General features: G+C 46.1%; 26 protein-coding genes and 1 pseudogene. 25 read left to right on the plus strand and 2 right to left on the minus strand.

Annotated elements, in window-relative coordinates; genetic code table 11:
* Positions 1-6 precede the first annotated feature (6 nt).
* From K5R89_RS23690 to K5R89_RS23765, 16 genes are all read left to right on the plus strand, one after another.
* Entirely contained in the window at positions 7-777 is a 771-nt protein-coding gene (locus K5R89_RS23690) for a type IV secretion system protein (protein ID WP_000716326.1), read from the plus strand.
* Positions 778-786: 9 nt separating this feature from the next.
* On the plus strand, positions 787-1,044 hold the full coding sequence (locus K5R89_RS23695) for an EexN family lipoprotein (RefSeq protein ID WP_000759841.1): 258 nt from the start codon (positions 787-789) through the stop codon (positions 1,042-1,044).
* An 11-nt stretch (positions 1,045-1,055) separates the two neighbouring features.
* Complete coding sequence (locus tag K5R89_RS23700; protein ID WP_000235886.1) at positions 1,056-2,111, plus strand: type IV secretion system protein; 1,056 nt, start codon at positions 1,056-1,058, stop codon at positions 2,109-2,111.
* Positions 2,112-2,305: 194 nt separating this feature from the next.
* Positions 2,306-3,034, plus strand: coding sequence for a virB8 family protein (locus tag K5R89_RS23705; protein WP_004199085.1), 729 nt, complete (start codon positions 2,306-2,308; stop codon positions 3,032-3,034).
* A 5-nt stretch (positions 3,035-3,039) separates the two neighbouring features.
* Positions 3,040-3,969 carry a TrbG/VirB9 family P-type conjugative transfer protein gene (locus K5R89_RS23710; protein ID WP_000783386.1) on the plus strand — a complete coding sequence of 310 codons (930 nt, stop codon included), beginning with the start codon at positions 3,040-3,042 and terminating at the stop codon, positions 3,967-3,969.
* Positions 3,966-5,180 (plus strand): VirB10/TraB/TrbI family type IV secretion system protein, encoded by a 1,215-nt coding sequence (gene virB10, locus K5R89_RS23715; RefSeq protein WP_001295060.1) that lies wholly within the window; start codon positions 3,966-3,968, stop codon positions 5,178-5,180. Before K5R89_RS23710 ends, virB10 begins: the two co-directional genes overlap by 4 nt.
* Position 5,181: 1 nt before the next feature.
* Positions 5,182-5,379 (plus strand): DNA-binding protein, encoded by a 198-nt coding sequence (locus tag K5R89_RS23720; protein ID WP_000629109.1) that lies wholly within the window; start codon positions 5,182-5,184, stop codon positions 5,377-5,379.
* Positions 5,376-6,410, plus strand: a complete 1,035-nt coding sequence (gene virB11 / locus K5R89_RS23725; RefSeq protein WP_000650512.1) for a P-type DNA transfer ATPase VirB11 — start codon at positions 5,376-5,378, stop codon at positions 6,408-6,410. Before K5R89_RS23720 ends, virB11 begins: the two co-directional genes overlap by 4 nt.
* 2 nt (positions 6,411-6,412) lie before the next feature.
* A complete protein-coding gene (locus tag K5R89_RS23730; RefSeq protein ID WP_000053822.1) occupies positions 6,413-8,248 on the plus strand; it encodes a type IV secretory system conjugative DNA transfer family protein in 1,836 nt (611 codons plus the stop codon).
* On the plus strand, positions 8,245-8,637 hold the full coding sequence (locus tag K5R89_RS23735; RefSeq protein WP_000738524.1) for a cag pathogenicity island Cag12 family protein: 393 nt from the start codon (positions 8,245-8,247) through the stop codon (positions 8,635-8,637). The genes K5R89_RS23730 and K5R89_RS23735 overlap by 4 nt, the downstream gene beginning before the upstream one ends.
* Positions 8,638-8,724: 87 nt before the next feature.
* Positions 8,725-9,039, plus strand: a complete 315-nt coding sequence (locus K5R89_RS23740) for a TrbM/KikA/MpfK family conjugal transfer protein (RefSeq protein ID WP_000754496.1) — start codon at positions 8,725-8,727, stop codon at positions 9,037-9,039.
* A gap of 85 nt (positions 9,040-9,124) precedes the next feature.
* On the plus strand, positions 9,125-9,451 hold the full coding sequence (locus K5R89_RS23745) for a hypothetical protein (protein WP_004208538.1): 327 nt from the start codon (positions 9,125-9,127) through the stop codon (positions 9,449-9,451).
* Positions 9,448-9,942: a thermonuclease family protein gene (locus K5R89_RS23750; protein ID WP_001215543.1), complete on the plus strand. Its 495-nt coding sequence runs from the start codon at positions 9,448-9,450 to the stop codon at positions 9,940-9,942. Before K5R89_RS23745 ends, K5R89_RS23750 begins: the two co-directional genes overlap by 4 nt.
* 82 nt (positions 9,943-10,024) lie before the next feature.
* On the plus strand, positions 10,025-11,287 hold the full coding sequence (locus K5R89_RS23755) for an ATP-binding protein (RefSeq protein ID WP_000517490.1): 1,263 nt from the start codon (positions 10,025-10,027) through the stop codon (positions 11,285-11,287).
* A 3-nt stretch (positions 11,288-11,290) separates the two neighbouring features.
* Positions 11,291-13,618: a type IA DNA topoisomerase gene (gene topB, locus K5R89_RS23760; protein WP_004199098.1), complete on the plus strand. Its 2,328-nt coding sequence runs from the start codon at positions 11,291-11,293 to the stop codon at positions 13,616-13,618.
* A gap of 11 nt (positions 13,619-13,629) precedes the next feature.
* Entirely contained in the window at positions 13,630-14,085 is a 456-nt protein-coding gene (locus tag K5R89_RS23765; protein WP_001293458.1) for an H-NS family nucleoid-associated regulatory protein, read from the plus strand.
* Positions 14,086-14,122: 37 nt separating this feature from the next.
* On the opposite strand, the gene K5R89_RS23770 is transcribed toward K5R89_RS23765, so the two are convergent.
* Positions 14,123-14,773, minus strand: coding sequence for a YkgJ family cysteine cluster protein (locus K5R89_RS23770; RefSeq protein WP_000351937.1), 651 nt, complete (start codon positions 14,771-14,773; stop codon positions 14,123-14,125).
* Between K5R89_RS23770 and K5R89_RS23775 the strand changes: the two genes are divergently transcribed.
* From K5R89_RS23775 to dqlB, 7 genes are all read left to right on the plus strand, one after another.
* A complete protein-coding gene (locus K5R89_RS23775; protein WP_032072053.1) occupies positions 14,763-15,029 on the plus strand; it encodes a hypothetical protein in 267 nt (88 codons plus the stop codon). The genes K5R89_RS23770 and K5R89_RS23775 overlap by 11 nt on opposite strands.
* 16 nt (positions 15,030-15,045) lie before the next feature.
* Positions 15,046-15,225: a hypothetical protein gene (locus K5R89_RS23780; RefSeq protein WP_023408316.1), complete on the plus strand. Its 180-nt coding sequence runs from the start codon at positions 15,046-15,048 to the stop codon at positions 15,223-15,225.
* Positions 15,222-16,043, plus strand: a complete 822-nt coding sequence (locus tag K5R89_RS23785; protein WP_000196235.1) for a SprT-like domain-containing protein — start codon at positions 15,222-15,224, stop codon at positions 16,041-16,043. Before K5R89_RS23780 ends, K5R89_RS23785 begins: the two co-directional genes overlap by 4 nt.
* A gap of 109 nt (positions 16,044-16,152) precedes the next feature.
* Positions 16,153-16,407, plus strand: coding sequence for a hypothetical protein (locus K5R89_RS23790; protein ID WP_000510385.1), 255 nt, complete (start codon positions 16,153-16,155; stop codon positions 16,405-16,407).
* A gap of 17 nt (positions 16,408-16,424) precedes the next feature.
* Positions 16,425-16,700 (plus strand): hypothetical protein, encoded by a 276-nt coding sequence (locus tag K5R89_RS23795; protein ID WP_000557557.1) that lies wholly within the window; start codon positions 16,425-16,427, stop codon positions 16,698-16,700.
* Complete coding sequence (locus K5R89_RS23800; RefSeq protein WP_001093608.1) at positions 16,697-16,975, plus strand: hypothetical protein; 279 nt, start codon at positions 16,697-16,699, stop codon at positions 16,973-16,975. Before K5R89_RS23795 ends, K5R89_RS23800 begins: the two co-directional genes overlap by 4 nt.
* Positions 16,976-17,779: 804 nt before the next feature.
* A complete protein-coding gene (dqlB, locus tag K5R89_RS27815; protein WP_000609145.1) occupies positions 17,780-17,875 on the plus strand; it encodes a DinQ-like type I toxin DqlB in 96 nt (31 codons plus the stop codon).
* A gap of 251 nt (positions 17,876-18,126) precedes the next feature.
* On the opposite strand, the pseudogene K5R89_RS23810 reads toward dqlB, so the two are convergent.
* Positions 18,127-18,639, minus strand: a pseudogene (locus K5R89_RS23810) (Tn3 family transposase); the annotation flags it as partial.
* A gap of 143 nt (positions 18,640-18,782) precedes the next feature.
* Here K5R89_RS23810 and K5R89_RS23815 point away from each other — a divergent pair.
* Together K5R89_RS23815 and K5R89_RS23820 are read left to right on the plus strand one after the other, a co-directional pair.
* Entirely contained in the window at positions 18,783-21,800 is a 3,018-nt protein-coding gene (locus K5R89_RS23815) for a Tn3-like element IS3000 family transposase (RefSeq protein WP_004199413.1), read from the plus strand.
* A gap of 219 nt (positions 21,801-22,019) precedes the next feature.
* Positions 22,020-23,021: an IS30 family transposase gene (locus tag K5R89_RS23820; RefSeq protein WP_023408311.1), complete on the plus strand. Its 1,002-nt coding sequence runs from the start codon at positions 22,020-22,022 to the stop codon at positions 23,019-23,021.
* The last annotated feature ends 83 nt before the right edge of the window (positions 23,022-23,104 follow it).

The following is a 23,104-nucleotide window of genomic DNA, read 5'->3' on the forward strand; positions in this document are numbered from 1 at the left end:
ATCCCTATGAAAAAGCATATCGTTGCGGCACTTATCGCCTCTGTTACGGTTATTTCTGGTGCTCAGGCTGGTGTTCCCGTTGCCATTGATGCAAACCCTGAATGGGCTGTCGAAGCGCAGCGCTGGACAGAACGCCTCAAACAGTGGCAGGACACCGTGAACCACTACCAGAAACAGATTAATGCCTATAAGCAGGAGCTGCTGACCAAAACGGGCATTCGTGATGTTCAGGGACTGGTGCAGTCTGCGCAATCTGTCAGTAAGGAGCTGGAGAATATTTACGACCAGGGGAACTCCTTCATTGATGATTACATTAAGAACCCGGAAGCCACCCTGTCTGAGCAAGCCAGATCACTACTGGCCGATTATAAGGTGACAAACACCTGTAAGGGGCTGGGATATACGGGCGACCTGGTGCGGGGCTGTGAAGCCTCGTTCCTGTCCCAACTGGCGGGGATCGAGTACGGCAATAAGCTGGAAAGTAAACTGCGTGAAGATAATCAGGAAATGGCCGACCTTATCGACCAGGTGAAGAACGCCCAGGACACGAAAGCCACGCAGGACGCGACAAACGCTGTATCTCTGGCAAGCCTGAAATTTAACAAGCTCAAATTTCAGTATGAAATGTATCGCGATAAGCAGCGCGATCTTGCAGAATACAAGGAGAAAATGTTACAGGCTGCTTTCCAGGAGAAACAATTAGGGGCTGTTAATAAAGAAACTCCAGTTGTTGATTATAAGGCAGCATTTGAGCAGCAGAGTTATGAAATGAACTGAGGGGGCATTTTGAAAAAATATGGATTAGTTGCGGCGTTGGGGCTTACATTCTTTCTTACCGGGTGTGAAGAGGTTAAATCTGTAGACTGGTGGCAGTCTCACGTAGACGATGCAACGAAAAAAGTAGCTGAATGCAAAAAGTCTGGGAGTGATAGCGAAAATTGTAAAAACGCTAAGGAAGGTTTGTTTAGGTATAAGCAATTACATCCTAAGCATGTTGACTATAAAGATGCATTCAAAAATGTATTGGGTAAAGATGGAAGTTAAAAGGAGCCACTATGGCAACTTCTAGGTATTTCCAGGCCGCTCATGACGTTATTGTTAAAACTCTTGACCAGTCTTTGACTGGTCAGTTAGATAACTTTTCTTCAATAGCGTCTCAGTTGGGTAAGTATGGTATTTCCATTTATATATTGTGGTATGCTTATACCACAATAGTTGGGAAGCAAAAAACCGCAGTGCAGGATTTTTTATGGAATCTATGTCGATTCTGGTTAATTCTTGTTTTTGTCAAAAATATGGGGGGGTGGTTAGATAGTGCAACTCAGGCCATTGATGGGCTGAAGGAAACATTTGCAGGAGGTGATCCTTGGAAATGGGTTGACGAGCTTTGGGAGAAAGTTCAGCAGGTAGCTGCATATCTTATGTCCAAAGATACTTCGAAGTATGTGAAAACAGATGGGGCAATCGCATCTTTATTAACATATGCTGGAGGGATAATTGCATTATTGCTAACTTCAATAGTTTATCTCGCCGCCGAAGTTACTATTAAGATACTTACTATTACCGCGCCGTTGTTTATTATTTGTCTTTCATTTGGTTTTTTAAGGCAGATGTTTAATAGCTGGCTTCAGTTAATATTTAGCTCATGCTTCATATTCTTGTTTTGTGGACTGGCAATTAAAGCGGGAATGACGTTCCTTAATGGCATTCTGACAATCTCGATAGCTAACGCAGATGAATTAAATCTGATATCAACAGGTGCTCAGGCCGGGGTTGCAGGTGCATTTATGGCCTGGATTATCTGGCAAGCCAAAACCTATGCTTCCCAGCTCGCAGGGGTAGGTGTTGAAGGCGCGATGCAAGGGGCAGCCGCAATGGGGATTGGTGCTGGCGTGTTCGGCGCTTCCCGTATGGGGCGTAATCTGCTTGGTATGGGTAAAAATGCAGGGATTGGCGCATGGAAAGGCGTTCGCCGTCAGGATGGAGGGTTCAACCAGTCTCCTGGTGTATCCGGTAAGTTGGGGAATCTGACCGGGCAGGGCGTTAATATTGGCGCTAAGAGGCTTCGCCAGGCTGCGATAGATGCGGCGAAAAAGAAATATGGAGGTTAACCGATTTATTATTTAAATCTGTCAACTCTGAGTATTCCGCAGTAAATATTCACTCCTCTATTTAGGTTCTCACATTATGAAACTACTTATCACGGCTATCGTGACGCTTTGCCTTGTCGGATGCCAGGCGTCACATAAACAACCTCCGGTATCCGGAAAAAGCGAACCTGTTAATTCAGCAGAGGTAATGCGCAATGGGGTTTAAACTCTCAGGATTAAAACTTCCCGGTTTTAACAAGAAAAAAGAAGTAACAGACTCTTCAACTACTTTTGAAGAGAAAAATGTATTGATGCAGGAGAAAATGAACCGCATTTATAAATTCGGTGGTATTGCAGGAATTGCCGTAGGTGTGTTGTCTCTGCTGGCACTGAATGGAGCGCTACCGTTAAAGAGTACGGTTGTCGAAGCTTATCTTATTAATGGTGTCACTGGCGTTGCTGAAAGACTGACTTCTGTTAAAAAAGAAAACCTCTCTGAAAATGAAGCGCTGGCGAAATACTTCATTACTCAGTATGTGAAGCGTCGTGAAGGGTATAACTATTTCAGTCTCCAGCATGATTATGATTATGTTCTGTTATACAGCGCTGAGAATGTGGCGACGGATTACAACGCTTTAATCAACGGCAACCAGTCACCAAAGGTTATTTATAATAAAGCGGAAAAAACCGCATCTGTTCAGGATAATCCGTCCGTGATTATCAGTCCGTCATCCCGGCGCGATGATAAGGATATGGGAGCATATATCCGGTTTAAATTAACCATTCGAAATGTCGCGACAGGCCAGGATGATTATGAATACTGGAACGTCCGGTTGACCTACCGTATTGAACCACAGGTCGAAATGGCATCGGGTGACCGAAACAATAACCCGCTTAAATTCGTTGTAACGAGCTATGTACGCGATAAAGAAGTGAAAGGGTGAAAACTATGAAAATGAATAAAGGAGCGCTAATTGTGGCGCTTCTGTTGGTGTCGCACGTCTGCCATGCAGCCGTTACGCCAGCAGCCAGCCGTTTTGATCCCCGTAATCAGATTGTCAGTTATAACCCGCAAAACACGACAGTCATAAACAGTGCGGTTGGCTATACAACCACACTGGTATTTGACGAGGATGAAACGGTCATCAGTGCCAGAACCGGCTTTCCCCAGGGCTGGGAAGTGAACAAAGAAGATAACCTGGTGTATCTCGAAGTGAAGCCCGTCAAACAGACCGTACAGAAGAACAGTACCGATGACAATGGCAACCAGTCTTCAGAGGTGGTCAGTGTAGCCCTTGATCCTGAAAACGACCTGGAACGCTGGCGAACAAACCTGTTTGTTCGCACAACAAAACGTAATTACAGCATGGAGCTGAACGCCCGAACGTTCCGGCAGCCGGATAAGATCGCGTTTGTTGTTAATTACCAGTACCCGCAGGAACGCCGGAAGGAGCAAGCCGAAATCGAGAAGAAACGGATTGAGGCTCTTAACAAGCGGCAGGAGGAGCAGGCAATCAACCGTTCTCTTGAAAATGCGAAGTCGCCCAAGAACTGGGATTACTGGAAGCGGGTAGCTGACGGCAGCCAGTCAATCAGCCCGGATTATGCGTATGACGATGGCCGCTATACCTGGTTTGGCTTCAGCCCCCTGAAGAAAATCCCCAGCGTCTTTGTTATGAGCGGCGAACAGGAAACGCTGACTAACCCGGTAGTCAAAAACAGCGGTAGTTTCACCGTTGTTGGTGTTCCTGTAGACCAGCGCTTTGTTTTGCGTATGGGAAATCAGGTTGTTGGGGTTGAAAACCGGGGCTTTGGCAAAGTCCGTCTTCCGGCAGGAGATACCGTTTCCCCGAACGTTGAGAAAGAGGTGATCCAGTGAGCGAACAGGAAAATAAAATCCCGACCGCTGTAGAAATTGAACAGGCACTACGGGAACGGCATCAGAAAGAAATTGAGCAAAACGATAAAACGGATAAGGGAGATGAAGATGACGGTAAATCAGTAAAACGCCTGGGTATCGAGAAGCTTAAAAAATCGCGTAAGGGGCTGGTGATTATTGTGGCCGCTTTCCTTCTGCTGGCCGCCGGGGTGTCTGTCTACTATATCCCGTCGATTATTCGTGCAATGTCCAGCGGTGATGATAAGCCTGCCAGTAATGCGGTATCTACTGGTTCAGTAAAACGCGCGACAGGACTCAGCGATGATGTTGATCCATTCAACACCAGGGAAGAACCGGCTAAGACGGAAGAACGGAAGGAAAGCAGCGGCAAAGCGGAAACGCCACCGGAAAAAGTACAACAAAACTTCAGTCGTGCGCTGGATGTGGCCTATGGGGGGAGCAGCTCTGCTTCCTCAAATTCCGGTGGTAGCTCATCAACGGCCAGCAATACCAGGAACGAGGGGGACGGCAGTGACAAACAGGCAGAGGTTCAGCCTGTTAATGCAGGGCAACCCGCGCAGCTTTCTAAAATTACGCGCGTTCCTTATGACCCTAACCTTTTCATTCCTGAAAATACCGCGATTAAGTGCTCGCTGGACAGACGATTTATTTCTGATCTGGCTGGCAAGCTGGTCTGTACGATTAATGAGGACGTATACAGTGCAAACAGGAATGTAAAGCTAATTGAAAAGGGAACAGCCGCATATCTGATGTATAAAACGGGCACGTTCAATCATGGTCAGGGAGCCGTGTTTATCGCTGCTACGAAGCTTAGAACACGTAAGGAACCTTTCATTGATATTCCGCTGATTGATACACAGGCGGCGGGAGCGCTGGGTGAGGCCGGGGCTTCAGGCTGGATTGACACACATTTTGCAGATCGCTTTATGGGCGCGATGATGGTTGGCATGATCCCCGATGTGGCACAGGCCGCAAGTGGAGCGGCTAAAAGTAATAAAGACAATCAGACCGACTATACAGCTAACAGTCGCCAGGCTTTTGCTGATATAGCACGCGAAGCGTTTGCAAACAGCGTAAATATCCCTCCAACGCTTTATAAAAACCAGGGGGAAATCATTACTCTGATCGTTGGTCAGGATTTGGATTTCTCCAGCATCTACAAATTAAAAATGGTGGGTACCCGGAGGTAATTTGATAACGCTGGATATCAAAGAGTTTTCAATGCTGTTAGGAATAAGGGAAAGCGAAATATACCATCATATTCGTAAGGGCATACCAATAAATGGCGTTCCTTTCCCCAAACCACTGAAACAAATCAAAACGCATCGATTTAATTACGAAGAAGTCATGCGTTTTATTGAAGATCTTAAAGGAAAAGGTGAATTATGAAGGATGCAGAGAACAGACATATTGTTTATGAAATAATAGATGAATACTTCCACCACTGGCTTAATGAAGTCGATGGTTTAACTGAAATCGCGGTAAATCGGCCTGATGAACTGTTTGTTAAAGTGAGTGGGAAATGGCAGCAGCATGAATTAAAAATGGATTTTAAAGATTGTATGTCATTTGCAGGGGCAATTTCTGATTATCATGATGGTGGGTCGGTTACGCCAGAATATCCCTTACGTTCTGTTACGCTCCCCGGAGGGGAGCGTGTACAAATAGTTATTCCCCCGGCAACGGAACGGGAAACGGTGTCTATTACAATCCGTAAGCCGTCCAGTGTGTTTATCGACCATGATACCTTTGTTAAACAAGGGTTTTACTCAAGGCTAAATCAAGGGGGGAAATTCAGGGATAAAGAAGATGAATTATCTTCAATGTTTAAAGATAATTGTTTTGAACAATTTGTCCCTGAATGCCTGGTTAAGGGTAAAACGATGGTATTTTGTGCCGGAACGGGGGCGGGTAAAACCACCTTTGCAAATGCCTGTCTTCAGTACATACCCCATCATTTACGATGTATTTCAATTGAAGATACAGATGAAGCAAAGTTCAGGTTCCACAAAAATCATGTGAAATTGTATTACCCGTCAGAAGGGGAAAGTAGCACTGTCAGTTCCGCTTCTCTTTTACGTTCTGGTTTTCGTATGAACCCGGACAGAATCCTCATGACTGAGGTTCGCGGCGCGGAAGCCTGGGATTTTCTCAAAGGCTCAAGTTCCGGCCATGCAGGGAACCTTACAACCGTCCATGAGAGCACCCCTGAAGATGCTGTGCTTGGACTGGTTCAACGGTGCTATATGAACCCTGAATGTCAGAATTTGCCTTATAACATTATATTGCGGAGGGTGTTAAGCAACGTCGATGTGATTATGAGTATTAAGTACATCGATGAGGAAGATAACCGATTTGCATCGGGTATTTACTATCGTGATATTCATTTTCAGGAATACTTTGAAAAGCTGAAGGAGTGATTATGTCTCTGAAACTACCCGATAAAGGCCAGTGGGCTTTTATCGGTCTGGTTATGTGTCTTGTGACGTATTATACTGGCTCAGTTGCTGTTTACTTCCTGAACGGAAAAACGCCGCTTTATATATGGAAGAATTTTGATTCCATGCTGCTGTGGCGGATAATAACAGAGAGTAATATACGGACAGATATCAGGTTAACCGCAATCCCCTCTCTTTTATCAGGTATGGTTTCGTCTCTCATTGTGCCTGTTTTTATTATCTGGCAACTGAATAAAACGGATGTTGCTCTTTATGGTGACGCGAAGTTTGCCAGTGATAATGATTTAAGAAAATCGAAACTTCTGAAATGGGAGAAAGAAAACGATACTGATATTCTTGTAGGTGCATATAAAGGTAAATACCTGTGGTATACCGCACCAGATTTTGTATCACTTGGCGCAGGAACCCGCGCAGGTAAAGGGGCTGCAATAGGTATTCCAAACCTGCTGGTCAGGAAACATTCCCTGATTGCATTAGATCCAAAACAGGAACTGTGGAAAATCACCAGTAAGGTACGTGAAAAACTGCTGGGTAATAAGGTCTATCTTCTTGACCCTTTCAACAGTAAAACGCATCAGTTTAACCCGCTTTTCTATATTGATTTAAAAGAAGAGAGCGGGGCTAAAGACCTGCTGAAGCTGATTGAGATCCTGTTCCCGTCTTACGGTCTGACCGGAGCGGAAGCACACTTTAATAACCTCGCGGGGCAGTACTGGACGGGGCTGGCAAAATTGCTTCATTTCTTTATTAACTACGACCCCTCCTGGCTTGGTGAGTTCGGGCTTAAACCTGTTTTCTCAATTGGTTCTGTAGTCGATTTGTACAGCAACATCGACCGGGAGCTGATACTCAGTAAGCGAGAAGACCTGGAGGGAACAAAAGGACTTGATGAAAACGCGCTGTATCATCTGCGCGATGCCCTGACCAAAATCAGGGAGTATCACGAAACCGAAGACGAACAACGTTCGAGTATTGATGGTTCGTTTCGTAAGAAAATGAGTCTGTTTTATCTTCCGACTGTTCGCAAATGTACAGACGGCAATGATTTCGACCTTCGCCAGTTGCGCCGGGAAGATATCACTGTTTATGTTGGCGTTAATGCTGAAGATATGTCCCTGGCCTATGACTTCCTCAACCTGTTCTTTAACTTCGTTGTGGAAGTCACGTTACGAGAAAACCCTGACTTTGACCCGACACTGAAACATGACTGTCTGATGTTCCTGGATGAGTTTCCGTCTATTGGTTACATGCCAATCATTAAAAAAGGTTCGGGTTATATTGCCGGGTTTAAACTCAAACTTCTGACGATTTACCAGAATATCAGTCAGCTTAATGAAATCTATGGTGTTGAAGGTGCCAAAACGCTGATGAGTGCGCATCCCTGCCGGATTATCTACGCTGTCAGTGAAGAAGATGACGCTAAAAAGATTTCGGAAAAGCTGGGCTATATCACCACCAAATCGACAGGTTCAAGCAAGACAAGCGGACGCTCAACGTCGAAAAGCAGTTCAGAAAGTGAGGCGCAGCGCGCCCTTGTGCTCCCGCAGGAGCTGGGAACGCTGGATTTTAAAGAAGAATTTATCATTCTTAAAGGTGAAAACCCGGTTAAAGCTGAGAAAGCCCTCTACTTCCTCGACCCGTATTTTATGGACAGGCTGATGATGGTAAGCCCCAAACTTACCGAGTTAACCGCCTCTCTGAATAAGACTAAAAAAGTATTGGGTGTTAAAGGGCTTAAATATCCTTCTAAAGAAAAAATGCTCTCCGTCGGTGAGCTGGAGTCAGAGGTTTTACTATGAAAAAAATGTTAATGGTCAGTGTCCTTTTTCTCTCTGCCTGTTCCTCTCCGCCTGAACCACCACAGGTTGACTGGGAACAGAATCCTGAAACGGTGAATACACAATTAATGGACTGGCAACCGACATACTCAGTTATTAAATCAGACAAGGTTAATTCATCGTGGGTTAAGGTTATCCATAATTTCAGGCCTGAAAACCGCCTTTACGATGATGCTGTTTTTTATTCTGTTGCACATTCTGATTCAGTGATTGTTGAAACCAGTAACGGAACAGACTTTTTCACAGCTAAAAACTGGTTGAGGGCGAACGGTGCAAACGGTGTCATACAGTATCGTTATAAAATGAACTGTTTTTCTTGCCGGACTACCAGTGTTTATTTATCACGATAACGCCGGATTAATAAAATTCTTGTAATTTTATTGAGCCGGGGTTGAACAACCGCAGGGCGTTAGTTGCCCGTTATCCATGAGGTGTATATGAAAAAGACCGTAACCACGGCAGTGCTGCTTTGTGCGTTCGCTGCCGGAACTGCTCATGCTGAGGAAAAGGCCGACCCGAACGATCCATGTGCAATGGTGTTATGCCTTGCCGGAAAACTTGACGGAAGTAGTCCGGCAGAATGTGACCCGATGTATAAAAGTTTTATGTCAATCAGGAAAAAGAATAAACATGGTTTTTTACCCGATCACACGGCAGATGCCAGAAAGAAAAAACTAAATGAATGTCCTGCGGCTGATGCAGGTACAGTAAGTAAAATTATTTCAAGCTTTGGCCGATTGAAAAACTTTTAATTCTGTTTGATTTAATTCTGATGTGAATACGCAAGTTTCAGGTTTGAGACTGGAACTTGCGAACATTTTTTACAGGGGTGGGAGGATGAAAATTATTAACGTACCTGATGCAAGAAGTGTGAGAATTGCCGGAATTGAAATTATCGATAGTGTCAAATCGGTCGCTTCTGTTTTTACTGAAATTTTGTTGTTTATGGTCTGGTTTCCGGCAATTGTCTATGGGCTTTATCGTTTTGTTATCGTTTTGTGGGATGCTTCCTTAAAGCCGCAATCGCTCATTGAGTTTATTAATTTCATGGTTGAGTTATACAGCTATGTACTTCCTTCGTTGGCTGTTATCGCAGTGGCTTTAGTCGTCGTTTTATCCATTTTTAAAAGACTCTCAGCAATATGGGAGGGAAGAAAGCAATGAGACATTTTTTTAATGTTCTTTCCTTTGCTGTTGCCCTGTTGCCAGCTACATTGTGTGCTGCTCAGATTCAGGGGAAAGTTATTCGCGTTCTCGATGGAGATACCATCGAAGTTAAAACACTACCCGCGAAAATTGTTGTGTATGAAGTTCCGATTCGAGTCCGATTGATAAATATCGATGCACCGGAAAAAAAACAACCCTTTGGTCGCTGGTCAACCAATCAACTTAAAGCCCTGCTGGCAGGGCAATCAGTTACCGTCTCTTATACGCAAACAGATCGCTACGGGCGAGTCCTGGGACGAGTGGTGACAGCGAACGGCACTGAGGCTAACCGCCAGCAAGTGCTAAAAGGGGCTGCATGGGTTTATGACAGGTACAACACCGATAACTCATTACCGGCTCTGCAACGGGAAGCTCAGACACAGAAGCGCGGCCTGTGGGCTGACAGTAATCCCGTTCCTCCGTGGGAGTGGCGTCATAAACAAAACTGACGCGCTTCGCTTGTCCAACCCCTCCTCTGCCTGAAGAAAATCTTCAGGCAACGTCACGGTTTTTAATATACATGGTGCGCATATGGGTAAATTAACTCTGGTAGAGCAGGCTTTACGGCTCCATAAAGAATATTACGGTGAAGATAATTTTGGTACTGTCGTAAAGGATTGTGATTACTATCCTAAAGTGGCAGAGATTTTTATAAACAGAAAGAATCGTAAAATTTATTCGAATCTTGATATCGAACCCGTTGCTTCAACCGTCGTTCATACGGGAAGTAGCCCTGTTATGGCTAAAGCCGGGAGGATTAAAAAGCTTATGTTTAAAGATGGTTCGGGAGCATACCGGATTCATCTTGGTCAAAATGAAGTGGTTCATATTATTCGCTTCATTCTTAACTCTAAAGTCAGAATGGAGTACGCAGTTGGCACAACCAAAAGTATGTCGATGCTTCATAATCTTTGCGAAGCTGGACGCGCTAAATTAAACCGCTCTTTACCCCGTAAAGGTATCTGGAAAATCGGGTGTTACGACGGCGTTTATTATCACGGTAAGGCAAGGAAGGAAGAAATAGAAAACGCTTTACGTTTTTCTGTTCATCCAAAGTTTAATGAGCTGGAGAATGACTTTAATCAGTTCTTTTCGGATATTGATTTCTACACCCGTTATGGTCAGTCAGGAATGCGAAAAGTGCTTTTTACTGGTCCTCCGGGCACAGGGAAAACGACTATCGCAAAAGCTTTGGGGGCAAAATATCAGGATAAATATGTATTTGTTTATGCTGATGATTACTTTAAAGATGTTTGCTATGCCGCAGCTCAAAAGAAAATACCCGTTATCATAATAGCTGAAGAGGTTGATGAACTTTATCGGGCTGATGCCGGAACGTTAAGTTTTCTTGATGGGGCTGATACACCGCGAAATCTTGCCGGGACATATGTTATTTTTTCAACGAACTATCCTAACCGGATTGATCCGCGCATCAGAAAACGCCCTGGCAGAATTGACAGAATCATATCTGTAGGTGCTTTTCGGACTAAAGCCGCTGCCGCTTGTGCCAAAATGTACTTACCAGACGATATAAATATTGACCTTAAAGAACTTGGCGCGGTGCTGGACAGAACGACTCCTGCTGAAATAAAGGAGATAATAAATATTGCTATTGGCATGATTCGCGGAACAAAAAACGAATTAACAGTAGATGTAATCAAGAATGCGCGTGCCTTTTTGAAAGGAACCCTTGACCTTAGTGTGCAGGAGGCAGAAGAAGACATAGAGGAAAGGGAAGAAATCTTTAAAAAGAATGGTGCGCAGCCTGACTATTCAAGTTACCTTGAGGATTGATTAATGAGACTTTTTATTGCAGAAAAACCGTCTTTAGCAAAGGCTATTTTTGAAGGACTGGGCGGAAATCCCAATACAGAAAAGAAAAACGGCTATTTTGAACACGGTTCTGATGTCGTTACCTGGTGTTATGGTCATATGCTGGAGCTTTACGACCCACAGGATTATGACGACAAATATTCCAACTGGCGTTATAGTGATTTACCCATTAAAGCGGTTTATCCGCCAAAATATAAAATCAAGCCTGAATCAGAAGCACAGACCCGCATTATTTTGTCTCTTATCGATAAAGCCGACAGCATCGTTCATTCAGGCGACCCCGATGATGAAGGATGTTTGCTGGTTGATGAGATTCTGGGTTATGCCGGAAACAAGAAACCCGTCCAGCGACTGCTTGTTGCCGACCTCAACCTTGCGCCAGTGCAAAAATCACTGTCGAATTTACAACCTAACGATAAATTTCGCGGTATGACGTTAAGCGCCCTGGCGCGTTCCCTGTGCGATCAGGGTTTTGGCTATAACATGACGCGGGGATGTACATTAAAAGGCCGTGAGAAGGGCTATGACGGCGTTCTGAACGTTGGCCGGGTACAAAGTGCCGTTCTTGGTCTGGTGAACATGCGCACGCTGGCGAACCAGAATCACACAGAAAGCTTTTATTACGATGTATTCGCCAGTCTGTCGATGAACGGGCATCAGATTAAGGCGAAATATCAGACAACAGACGACGATCAGATAGACGAGAAAAAACGCCTGATCTCCGAAGCTCAGGCCGCGCATATTGCCGGACGTGTTACGGGTAAGGATGCTATTGTTACTATCGCGACGACAAAGCCGGAAAATAGCAAGCCTCCGCTTCCGCTTAACCTTTCCACGCTTCAGCAGCTCTGCGCAAAGCGATTTGGTTATTCTGCAAAAGATACGCTCGATGTGATGCAGGGGCTGTATGAAACTCACAAGCTTCTGACCTATCCACGTTCTGACAATCGCTATCTTTCAGATGAGCATTATTACCAGGCCGGAGATATTGCCACTGCTATAGCGGCCACCGTACCCGAACTGGCGTCTGCGATCGTAGATATGGATAAAGGCCAGAAACACAAAGCCTTTAATGCCAGTAAGATTGAGGCGCACCACGCCATCATCCCGACGACAAAAAGCGGAGCCGGTATTCAGCTTAATGAAAAAGAGCGGAACGTTTATAACCTGGTGTCCGTCTACTTTATCGGGCTGTTCTACCCGGATGCGATCCGCAACAAGACGAAAATCCACTTTGATATTAAGGGGGATACCTTTACGGCCACACAGAGCGTTCTGGTACAAAAGGGCTGGGAAGCGCTGGGTAAGGATAGTGATGACGAGGACGAAACCGAAGATGCCGGAACGGACGGTTTTGACCTTTCATTGCTGAAATTTAATGACAGCGGCCTGTGTGAATCGGCAGACGTGGACAAGAAAAAGACTACACCACCTCGCTATTTCACAGAGTCAACGTTACTGGCCGCCATGACGAGTGCGGCAAAATTCATTGATGATCCGGCTCTCAGAAAGGCGCTGGAAGCGAAAGACGAGGGCAGCAGTGATCGTGGCAGTATCGGAACGGAAGCCACCCGCGCGGGTATTCTTGAGAAACTGGCGGCAAATACCGGGCTTATCTCCATCGAAAAAGAAAAGGGGTATTCGGAGCTGGTATGGAAAACCACAAAACAAGGCCAGGAGTTTTGCGCTGCACTGCCTCCTGAAATCACTAAACCGGATATCTCCGCTCTGTGGGCTGAAAAGCAGTCTCAGATCAAAGCCGGAGAGCTGACAGTTGAGGAGTTTATTAAGGAAAATGATGAGTACGTCCAGGGGTTAATCGACGAGCTGGACAGGAACGGAATTTCGATTTCTTCAAATGCCACGCCCTGCCCGGTTTGTAACAACGGTTTCCTGCGTAAGCGTAAGGGGCAAAATGGCTTTTTCTGGGGATGCTCCTGCTACCCTGAATGCAAGACAACATTCCCGGACAAAGACGGCAAACCGGATATGGAAGCAAAATCCAGATCAGAAGGTTCCATGTCCCGGCTCGAAGCCCCCTGCCCTTCATGCAGTAAAGAAATTATTATCCGGCCTAAAGGCTTTTTCTGTTCCGGGTGCGAGTTTAAAATCTGGTCTGAAGTGTCAGGAAAAAAACTGACACAAAATCAGGTTGAGACATTAATCAAAAAAGGTAAAACCGGAGAGATTAAAGGCTTTACCAGTAATAAAACCGGGAAAAAGTTTGACGCTGCAATTGTTTTGCAGGATAAAACTACGGGTAAACTTGGGTTTCAGTTCAGTAAAAAATAAGGATTAACTCGATGAGTGAAAATGAAACGTTTGACGCAACAAAAAAGCTACTCCTGAATATTCGCTCTGTTCGTGTTTTTGCGCGAGAAACCAGCTTTGAACAACTGCTGGAAATGCAGGAAAAGCTTAACGCCGTGATCGAAGAACGTCGTGAAGAAGCAGAGCGTGAGGCAGCAGAACGCGCAGAGCGCGAAAGAAAGCGCCAGGAACTGCTCCAGTTGATTGCCGGAGAAGGTTTTTCACCGGAAGAACTGCTTGGCCTGTCCGAAGATGCGCAAAAAACACGCAAAAAGACGTTGCCAAAAGCGCCGCCTAAATATCAGTTTGATGAAAACGGCGAAACGAAATACTGGTCTGGTCGTGGCCGGACACCAAAACCAATCGACGAAGCGTTAAAAGCTGGCCGTTCTCTTGATGAGTTTCTCATCAAAAAAGATGCTTCCAGCACTGCTGGTGACGAACAGTAATCTAACAAGCCTCTGACACTGCGTCAGAGGCTTTTTTTTAGCAAAAAGGGCGCGGGGGGTTATGGTGAAGAAATCTTTGGATATCTTCGCGGGGATAAGGGAAGTAGTCTCTGATATCTTTGGTTTCTAACTTACCAGTGCAGTGATACGTCTGAAAATAGATCCACTCTGCTATTGTTTTGTAGATGTGATTTCCCATGTTCGCGCTTTGAGAACCATACTGCATGACTTGTGCATCCAGGTCATTACACATCTCCGGCGGAGTGAGTACATGATATGTCCTGCATAACAGCGGGCGGTAATTGTAGATTGAGCATGTTCCCTTCTCAGACAAAAACGGACATTTTGACTCATGCCCGGTCGTAAGCGGGTTGTCTCTGGCAGTAAGTTTACTTGCTTGTGCAATATGTGTTGCCTCAAGCGCGGTTAAATGAACATCCATTTTACAGCACGAAGAGCACCCCTTTTGACAGGAGGTAAACGTGCTCACAAATTCTTTGTTAAAACGATCCAAAAAGGCGTACATCTGTTTTAACTTGAGGTAAATATTACCGGATTGAGTATTGAGTTTATTTATGAGTGCCTTTAACTCATCGAAATACTTATCAGGTACGGGTTTCAGATTGGTATAGCCGGGTAATGTTTCGCCTGGCTCCAGGTGGATCACTGAGTTAGGTTTGATATCCATTGCTTTTGCTTCCTATATTCTTCTCGCGCTGGTTGTTCATTTGACACTAAAACAAGCGTCATACAATGGCAAGGTGTCAAGCCCAGCAGTAAATCACGCTTGCCAGCAAACCAGTTTCCTGCAGCCGGTTTGGCCGTTGATTTTTGCCAGCAATATTACCCGCTCGATGCCCGCCCTGGGCGTGAAATTGCCAGCAAAAAAGATTGCCGCTATCAAAGGTGTGGTTTATATTATCTGTATCGTACGATACAGATAATGGAGAAGCTTAATAGATGACTGAAAAAATCACTGACGAGGAACTGGTAGATTTGTTGGAGGCGCTCAAAAGAGCACATGGTATGGGCGTTTGTTCAAAGGCGGTTAAGCTGGCACAGCGTTGCGCTGATGTGTTCCCTGCTATTGTTGCAGAGTTACAGGAATATCGGAACGCCGCTAAGCGAACTTCAGCATGACAAGAGCCACGGAACGCGCTTACAGCGAGCTACAACAGGCGTTTGATTTCTATAACCAGCGCCTTTTTGACGGCGAACTCCCTGACTGTCTGATTACGTTCCAGCGCGGCAAGAACACAATGGGCTATTTCAGTTACAGGCGCTTTGTTGCTGCTGACGGCAGCGGCAGGATGATTGATGAAATCGCCCTCAATCCTGAATACTTCCCGGTGTACCCGCTTATTGAAGTCATGCAAACGCTGGTTCATGAGCAGTGCCATATGTGGCAGTACCACTACGGCAACCCGTCGCGTAAGACGTACCACAATGCGCAGTGGGCGGCAAAAATGGAAAGTATCGGACTTATGCCCTCCTCCACCGGGAGACCTGGTGGTGCGAAAGTCGGCCAGAAGATTAATGACTATCCGATCCCTGGTGGCCGCTTCCAGCGCGTCACACTGGAACTGTTCCAGGGGCAATTTGCTTTGAGCTGGTTTGATCGCTTCCCTGTCCAGGTCGAACAACAAAAAGATATGACCGCCGTAATAGAGCAATGGCGCGAAACGCTTGCTCTGGCGCATCAAAATGCTGAGGCCGGGATTGATATAGAAGCGGTGCTTTCTATGGCTCTGCTGCCGTCAGTGTCACCGCAGAACGGGAGCCATTCAGATGATATGGCCGGGAGCAATGACAATGATTTGTCAGTTGCAGCATTTGAGGACAAGCCAAAACGAAATAAAGTTAAATATCAGTGTCGCGGGTGTGGCGCTGCCGTGTGGGGCAAAGCCGGACTGAATATTGAATGCGGCGATTGCGAGCTGGCTTTCATCGAAAATTAATTGCCAGCAAATTTTCCCGGTCACATCTGTTGGCCAGTGTTTTTTGCCAGCAAAGTTTCTTCCCGGGTTCGCGCCGGCAGCGCAAAAATGACAGCAAAAGAGGGGTATCATGGGGCATTACACAATCAGAACGAATGACGACGAAGATCAGGCCATTAAAAAGGCGCAGGAAGCGACCGGACAGGCATCAGCCAGCAAAACCTTTATGACGGCTATCCTTGAGCTTCAGCGTAACAGAGACGAGATGGCGCAGCTACGGCGTGAACTGGCGCAGGAAAAAGCGCGGAGTCAGGAGCTGGTATCATCGGTAAAACAATTCCGTTCCAGCCTGAACAATCTGTTTGATCTGGCTGACAACCCTTAAATAACAAGGAGCGAAACGTGCATACCACAAATGCGATTATCCTGTGCCTGGTGTCATATCCCTGCATCGTTGCATGGGTTATCTATAAAAACAGATTTGTCGATTACTTGTTTTTAACTCTGCTTGCTTGTTTGGGGAGCATTTTTTCAGTCGTATTGTATAAACAGCCCGACTACTCATTGACCATATATCAGGCCGTTGCTGTCGGCTATGCTGCCGTGATCATGCCAACGGTGTTAGTTTTGAGTGTCGTTAATATCTTCATGGGAAAAGCAGAGAGAACGTGCAAATGAATACACTGGCTGCACTGGAAAATACGTTTCGTGATATGAGAAAGCATGGCTGCCAAACAGTCATGGTCACGCAGTCTTTAGCTGATTTTGGCCGCTACAGCTATAAACCGCGCCCTGCATTTCAGGACTGGATCGAACGGCTGAAGACTGGCGAACGTCTGCCGCGAGGCCGTTACTTTGTTGGCAAGAAGCCTGGTGGCCGCCTGGTGCTCATTGATGAATTGGGGGGAACATGGACAGAAAAAGTAACAGTGATTCATACCAACGCTGGATGATAGAGAAGGCTGACAAAAGGGAAAGGACGCAAATCAGTATGTCGTTCGTAAAGATGAAGGACGTACTTTTTAACGTGCTGGCTATCGGTACTGTTTTAGCAGCCCTGGTGGTGATCTTTTATGAAGTGCAAAGCAGCTTATAAATTGATGGCCGTTGACAATGAATGTCATACTACCTGACCGGGCAATGCCGGAAGATTTCTTTCACGGGTGATGGTTTGTGATCCCGGCATTGTTCCGGCGCTCTCTCGTAAATTCTCGCGCCCAATCCCCCTCGCAAAACCTCAGAATTCACGTAACGCACCGCGATTTCGGCAACCATCAACCCTAACGTCCTTATGTTGTTGGGTTTGCCGCAGAACAATTTATTCATTTAAAATAGATTTAAACGAAGCGGGAAACCGCAGACGTAAAAAAACCGACTGGTGAGGTCGGCTTTTTTACGGTTCCGGTGCGAGCTGGTAACTCAGCCCGGAAGGGAAACTCTCTACAACTGACAATAGTATGATAATCCGTGAAGCCTGATTATGCAATATGACGGGCAGTGACTGTGCGTTAACGGTTTGCCTGAACGTTAGATAAACGTATAATCAGAGGGTTAGCTCTGTGGTGAGTCTCTCCCTGCATTCCGCTAAATGCGGCATGAACAGGTTCAAAGTCCTGACAGGTAATACAGGTGGTGCTGGTTATCTGTGCTCTGGCAGGAGTGAGACTCTCTACAACTGACAAGACGAAGAGAAGCCGTGGTGACAGGCAGTGTAAGAGCAAGCCACGGTGTCTTTACTCCATTTATGGAGAAAACGGATGATTAACCTGTTAATCATCGTTCTGAGGGCGGTAGCGGCGCTTGCAAACGCGCTGATTGCCATTCTGGAACTGATCCGCCAGTTCATCGACTAATGAACACGGAAACGTAATTAAGGCCGGAGGAACACCACCTCCGGCCTTTAATAAAAATATAGTTTAGTTACAACATTCACTAGTCTGTACTAACCACCACACACCTGACCTTCTGCGCACAAGTTACCTTTAATCACTCCTAAACAGGCATTTCATGAAACTCCCCTGTTCTTGCATCGGTAACAGGGGTCTGACGCTCAGTGGAACGAAAACTCACGTTAAGCAACGTTTTCTGCCTCTGACGCCTCTTTTAATGGTCTCAGATGTCCTTTGGTCACCAGTTCTGCCAGCGTGAAGGAATAATGGCCGAGCATATTGATATGTCCGTGGCAAAGCGGGGAGAGGCGTGCGATATCTTCATCATTCAGTGTTTCACCCTGCGCCCGGAGATGATCCAGGGCTGCCTGCATATAAATAGTGTTCCATAACACGACGGCGTTAGTGACCAGCCCCAGTGTGCCCAGTTGATCTTCCTGACCGTCGGTATATCGTTTTCTTATCTCACCTTTTTGACCGTGACAGATGGCTCTGGCAACGGCATGGCGACTTTCTCCCCGATTAAGCTGGGTCAGAATGCGCCGGCGGTAATCTTCATCATCAATATAATTAAGCAGATACAGCGTTTTGTTGATGCGCCCCACTTCAATGATTGCCTGAGTCAGTCCGGAAGGACGTTCACTTTTCAGCAATGAACGGACCAGCACTGAAACCTGTACTTTGCCCAGCTTCAGGGAGCCAGCGGTCCGGATCATTTCGTCCCACTGAGGGGTTCTAGGGATTTTCCGTCCAAAAACGACAAAGTGCTCTGGAGGCCCCGCCGTCTGTGGCCTCCAGAGGGGTATTACTTTTTTCGAGATCCCTATTTGGGCTCTGTTTGAGTAAGATTTAGTCTTTTTGGGCTAAATCCATGGCATTCGAAGAACGTGTCCAAATCTTGTCCGAGGCAGAACAAGATGAGTTATATGGACCCCCCGCTTTCACCTCCGCCGACCAACGCTTCTTTTTCTCGCTGAACGATAAGGAACTGGCGATCGCTAAAAGCCTCCGTCATCGGGGCCAGCGTTACATGCTGGTGGTACTGCTGGGCTATTTCAAAGCCAAGCCGGTGGTGCTGAATCCCGGCTTTCATCAGATCAAGCAGGACCTCAAATACGTTTATCAAACCGTTCTACCAGGCCCAGGCTGTAGACCCTTTAATCTCACGCCAAAAGAGAACGAACGGATTTACCAACGTGTTTTCCAGCTCTGCAACTACCAGCGCTGGAATGTCAAAGACCATGGAGCGGCGTTGAGAGATTACTTATCCCAGCAAGCCAGAGCCTGGACAGCGCCTAGGCACCTCTTCGATGCGGCCAATGAATATTGTTCGGGGCAGAAGATCGCAATCCCTGCCTACAGCACGCTGCAAAAGATCATCAGTCAGGTGGTGGGAGACGAACAGGAACACATGGCCGCGCACCTTGAGCGTGCAATGTCACGCGGTCTTAAGCAAGCACTGGCGGAGCTCGTGAACGGCACAGGTCCACTGCCGTTCCGACAGTTGCGACAATCGGCTCGTAACTTCACCGGAACCGAGTTGGAGAAAGAACTGATTGTCTATCGCCATATCCAGCATTGGATGCCGGAAGTGGATCTGCTGTTGAGCACGCTATCACTGTCGCAGAAAAATCTGCAACACCTGGCAGAGAAAGTCGACTACTACGGTGCCAAACTGAAACGTCAAACCGTAGGCAGCCAATGGCTGTATTTATTGTGCTATCTTCAAACGCGATGGCAGCAAGCGCTGGAACGTATTGCCGATGGCTTTGTGCATCATGTCAGACAGACCAAACAGAAGGCAAAGGATTATGCGCAGGAAGCGGTGTTTAAGGATTGGCAAAAAGCAGCTAAAAATGTCAGCAAGGCAGCTGAAGTACTGCACCTGTTCATTGATGACAGCATTGATCTGCAACTACCGTTTGCAACAGTAAGACAGCAAGCACTGAGCCTGCTGACCAAAAGGGATCTGGAATCTGTATGTCTCTTCCTGAACGAGCAGCGACGATCGGTCGATGAAGCCATGTGGCAGTACTGCGACGAGAAAGAAAGTCTGCGGAAAGGTTTGCTGCGAGAGTTGTTCCTATGTCTGCGCTTCGAAGGCTGCGACGGCACCCAGCACTTAGCGGCCGCCTTGGCGAAAACACAAAACGAACTCAACGGCCAGGACGCTCAGTTGCAAACTGCCGACACCAGACTCCTTTCCAAAAAATCACGTGAATTCCTGCTGGATGGTGAAGGGAATATCCTGATCGATCGTTATGAGTGGTTCCTCTATCAACAGATTCCTGATCGCCTGAATGGCCAGCTGACGCTGCCTGATATCACTAAATACCGGGCACTCGACGCCGACCTGATCGACGGGGAACATTGGCGAAAAAACAAATATACGCTGCTTCAACAGAGCCATTTTACAAAATTAGCGGAGGAGCCTGAAAAGCTGATCAAACAGATGGCCATGGAATTGGATACCCGTTTGTACGAAGTCGGCGAATATCTTGAACAGGAAGACAACCGGAATATCATCTTGCGTAATCCGCAGGGTAAACGCTTCTGGCGCCTGCCTTCGGCCAGCAAACATCATCTGGTCAACAATCCCTTCTTCCAGCAAATTCCCACAACGGGGATTGCGGATGTACTGCGCATGGTTGATCGTGACACCGGTTTCATTGACTGCTTCGCTCATGTGCTGGGTTCCCAATCCAGAAGCCGTTCCCATGAATATGACCTGTTGGCAATTCTGGTCGGCAATGCAACCAATCAAGGCATTTACGGCATGGCACAGATCTCTGATCGTACCTATGATCAGCTCAGCACTATCCAGGCGAACTATCTTCGCCTGGAAACATTGAATGCTGCTAACGACAACATCAATAACGCGACAGCCAAGCTACCCATCTTCCGGTACTACAACATCCAGGAAGATGTGATCCACGCCAGTGCCGATGGTCAAAAGTTCGAAGCCCGGCGCGAGACCTTCAAAACCCGTTATTCGTCGAAGTACTTTGGCACTCAAAAAGGTGTTTCTGCCATGACCTTGATCGCCAATCACGCTGCGATCAACGCCAGAGTGATCGGCGCCAACGAACATGAATCGCACTACATCTTTGATTTGTTGATGAGCAATACGTCAGACATCATTCCGGATGTGCTCTCAACCGATACCCATGGGGTGAACCATGTGAACTTCGCGTTACTGGATCTGTTCGGATACCAGTTTGCCCCACGCTATGCCCAGGTTGGCAAAGTGATCAATGACATGTTTGATGTCAAGGAAGACAAAGAACACCGAATTCAGCTGTGCTTAAAAAAGCCAATCAATACCCATCGTATTGCGCAGCACTGGGATACCATCCAACGGATTGCAGTATCACTTAAGCAGCGGAAAACAACGCAAGCCACCTTGGTGAGAAAGCTCTCGGAGTACAAGCGCAATCACCCGCTGCTGGAAGCCCTGACGGAATACAATCGCCTGGTGAAAGCGAATTATCTACTGTGCTACATCGATGATGCCAGTTTAAGAAACTATGTTCAGCGCGCGCTGAACCGGGGAGAGGCCTATCACCAACTGCGTCGGGCCGTGAGCAGCGTCAATGGGGATCAGTTCCGGGGCAGTTCAGACGAAGAAATCCAGCTATGGAATGAGTGCGCTCGCCTGGTCACCAATGCCATCGTTTACTTCAACTCCAGGATACTCAGCCAGCTGTTGACCAGCTTCGAATACCAAGGAGATACCAAGAGAATAGATATCGTCAAACAGGCATCCCCTGTGGCCTGGCACAACATTAACCTCAAGGGGACTTACCACTTCGAATTGAGCGAAAAATTGCCAGATCTGGAGGAGCTTATGCGCTCAATCGAGGGATATTTACCCGTCAGCGAAAAGTAATACCCCTCTGGAGGCCACGGACGGCGCGGCCTCCAGAGCACTTTGTCGTTTTTGGACGGAAAATCCCTAGAACCCCATTATCTAAAAATACTTAATTGTCTTTTAACGTCGCTAAATTTTAAATAAATAAGTGAAGAGTGTTAGTGGAGCCACTGATTTAAAGTTGGCAGAGTAAAACTTGAAGTGCGACATAAACCACCTAATTAATTTAAAGGGTTTATGGAGTATATAAAATTGTCATACCATCATCTTAACTTTGAAGATCGTACTGCATTAATGCTTGAGTCAAGAAAAGAAGGCTTTTCAGCCAGAAAATTTGCTGAACTCATTAAAAGACATCCTAGTACGATCTATCGTGAGCTTAAAAGAAATAGCATCAATGACGTTTATCAAGCTCGATATGCTTCTGATAACACCTTCGCTAGACGTAGACGTGGTCACAGAAAACTCAAAATCGATTCAATCCTCTGGAAATTTATTGTTGAAGCGATCCGTTGTTTATGGTCTCCTCAGCAAATAGCAAAGCGTTTAAAGACATTTCCTGATTTGGATCAAACAATGAATGTAAGCCATACAACGATTTATTCAACGATACGAGCATTACCAAAGGGTGAGTTGAAAAAAGACTTATTATCCTGTCTACGTCATGAAAATAAAAAGCGAAAAGCTAACGGTGAACCTAAAAAAGATTCTATATTACAGGATATTAAAACTATTCATGAGCGCCCAGCCGAAGTTCAAGAAAGAAAAATACCGGGTCATTGGGAAGCTGATTTAATTAAAGGTAAAGACAATAAAAGTTCGATAGCAACACTTATTGAACGAAATACACGGCTCTGTATCTTGGCAACATTACCTGATGCAAAGGCAGAATCAGTGCGCAAGGCTTTAACTGAAGCTCTGAAATATTTACCTGCAGAACTGCGTAAAACGTTGACCTATGACCGTGGACGTGAGATGTCAGAACATAAAATACTCGAAGAAGATTTAGGCATAGATGTATATTTCTGTGACCCACATTCACCCTGGCAAAAAGGCACATGCGAAAATATGAATGGTTTAATTAGGCAATATTTACCTAAAGGGATTGATTTAAATCAGGCAGATCAGCATTATTTAAATCAAGTTGCCATGTCACTGAATACTCGTCCTAGAAAGGCGTTAGATTGGCTTACACCATTAGGGAAGGTGCGAATAAGCGGGGAAATTCTTCTCGGCTGACTCAGTCATTTCATTTCTTCATGTTTGAGCCGATTTTTTCTCCCGTAAATGCCTTGAATCAGCCTATTTAGACCGTTTCTTCG

The sequence above is a fragment of the Klebsiella sp. TF21-TM genome (genome assembly GCF_019753495.1).
Taxonomy (GTDB): domain Bacteria; phylum Pseudomonadota; class Gammaproteobacteria; order Enterobacterales; family Enterobacteriaceae; genus Klebsiella; species Klebsiella quasipneumoniae.